The organism is Mycobacterium sp., from assembly GCF_049281135.1.
GTDB lineage: Bacteria > Actinomycetota > Actinomycetes > Mycobacteriales > Mycobacteriaceae > Mycobacterium.
In genome coordinates, this window is the sequence record NZ_JBAPRN010000384.1 from 1 (window position 1) to 2,675 (window position 2,675).

Here is a 2,675-nt window from a genome sequence, read left to right on the forward strand (position 1 = left end):
GGTGGCCCCGAAGAGACGTTGCGCCGCGTCGAGGGCGTCAAATGAGACGAGTGATCGTGATCGAACATCTAGACGAGACAGCAAGACCTCATCGCTGGGGTAGTCGACGGTACCGTCGTACACCATGTCGCCCGTCGGTGTCTTGCTCGTCGACGCGACGGTGATGGTATGCCCGGCGTTGCCATAGCCGACATATTTGTCGTCGGCGGCTGTAAGCAGGTCAAAGGCGATCACGCAGTCCGCTGATGCGGGACTGATGCGGTTGGACGTTGCAACGGTCTGCGGACTCAGCCGCAGATGCGAGGTGACGGGCCCAGCCTTTTGGCTGAGCCCCGTTTGGTCGAGGCCTTCCGCATGTAGTCCGGCGCGCAGTGCGGCCATCGCCAGGACTTGGTTGACCGTGACGATGCCCGTGCCTCCGATTCCTGCGAGGAACATGTTGTGCGGAAGGGCAACTGGTTGCGCAGGGTCGGCGACTACCGGCGGTGTGAGGACCGGCGGTTTCGGCAGGGCCGCACCCCGCGAGGACGGCAGCTCCACCGTCACGAAGGATGGGCAGTCGCCGTCCAGACACGTGTAGTCGGTGTTGCAGGTGGTCTGGTCGATGCGGGTTTTGCGGCCGAACTCGGTATCGACGGGTTGTACTGAGAGGCAGTTGCTTTTGACCCCGCAGTCTCCGCAACCCTCGCAAACCGCCTCGTTGATCAGCACCCGGGTCCGGCGGATCGGAAGCTCGCCGCGTTTGCGCTTGCGGCGCGCGTCTGCCGCGCACTGTTGGTCGTAGATGAGGACTGTGACGCCCGCAATATCGCGGAGGAGCAGCTGAGCCTCTTCGAGACGGTCGCGGTCCCACACCACAACTCCGGAGGCAAACGACGCGCCCTTGTGGCGGTGCGGATCCTCAGCGCAGACGATGATCTTGGCGACGCCGTCGGCGTGCAGCTTGTGTGTCAGTTCAGGAACAGACAATCCCGCCTGAACTTCTTGGGCGCCGGTCATCGCCACCGCCGAATTGAATAGGATCTTGTAGGTGATGTTGACACCGGCGGCAACGCAGGCCTGCACGGCGAGTTGGCCGGAGTGGAAATATGTTCCGTCGCCGATGTTTTGGAAGATGTGGCCGATGTCCGTGTACGGGGCCTGCCCAATCCACTGGGCACCCTCTCCACCCATCTGAGTCAGCGCCGTAACCTTCGAATCGGTCCGCGCAGACATCGTGACCAGCGTGTGGCAGCCGATACCGCCCCCGGCCAGGGATCCCTCCGGAACTGCCGTAGACCTGTTGTGCGGACATCCCGAACAGAAATACGCGGCGCGCTGAGTCGGCAGCACCGTCAGCGCCAGCGGCGGTGGCGCGGGTCTGGAAACGGCAACCCGGTCCTTGAGCACCGCGCGGAGCGGACCAAGTAGGCGCGCAGCGGTCAGCTCACCGTCGGAGGGGATGAGCGGCAGTCCGGCAAGGCTTGCTTTACCAACGATCGCTGGAGCGTCCGATCTGCCGTACAGGGCTTCTTTCACCTGAACCTCGACGAACGAGACCTTGTCCTCGACGACCAATACCTGCTCGACGCCTCGGGCAAGTTTTCGAACCTTGTCACTGCCGAGCGGATACGGCATCCCGACGCGCAGGATACGGATTCCCGCTCGCAGCAGAGCAGCATCGGATAGCCCCAGTTCGCGCAGAGCCTGACGCACAGCGTCATACGCGGTGCCCACCGCGACGATGCCCAACCAGGCTTCGGCCGGGTCGACCTCCAACCGGTCGATGTCGTTGGCCGCGTTGAACGCCTGCACCATTGCCCAACGTGGCCCATAGAGATCGGCTTCGGCTATGAGACTGTCCGGGGGTGCAGCAAGGATCCGTTGCTGGTATGTCCATGGAGCGCCCGCCCATTCGATCGTGGGGACGGTGATGTCGAAGTCTGCGAAGTCACGGTCGAGGGTCCAGATGCCGTCGGCGACGTCTGCCACGATTTTAAGCGCCGGCCAACACCCCGAGGCCCGCGACAACGCCACTCCGTAGAGACCGAACGAAACAACTTCGTTGGCGTTGCGGGGGAAGAAGATCGGCATCGATAGCGCCGCCAGGGAGCGCTCGCTCGCGGCCGGCACACTGGACGACTTTGCGGCTGGATCGTCACCGACCAAGGCGATCGCTCCGCCCCTGGGGTGTGCGCCGTACATCGCCGCGTGGCGCAGCGCGTCGCTTGCCCGATCTAGCCCCGGGCCTTTGCCGTACCAAACACCGATCACACCGTCGTGGGTGCGCCTGCCGATCGGGAGTTCGAGCTGGCTTCCCCAAACTGCAGTCGCCGCGAGTTCTTCGTTGACGCCGGGTTCAAGACGAATGCTGCGATCGGCGAGCTCAGGAAGGCTCGCCAGCAGTTGATCTAGACCGGCCAGGGGACTGCCCTGGTATCCCGAGACAAAGGTGGCGACCCGATGGCCGGCGCGAGCGTCGCGGTTCTGCTGCTCGATCAACTGCCGCGCGATCGCTTGCACACCGGTCAGCAGCACCGGACCAGACGACGGATGGTAGCGGTCAGCCAGGGGCGCATCCACACCCACAGGAGCATTTGACAAGTGCACCATCCGTTGCTGATACGGCTGCGCCGCGACTGGTTCGTAAGTACTGTTAAGGATCCTTATTGGGAGTCAGAAGGTCAACTGATCGT

Annotated in this window: 1 protein-coding gene; it reads right to left on the reverse strand. The window is 63.6% G+C overall.

The window, feature by feature from the left end; genetic code table 11:
• Positions 1–2,592 (reverse strand): indolepyruvate ferredoxin oxidoreductase family protein (locus tag WAN02_RS15350; RefSeq protein WP_422265060.1); only part of this gene is annotated, 2,592 nt, incomplete at its 3' end.
• Positions 2,593–2,675: the final 83 nt, after the last annotated feature.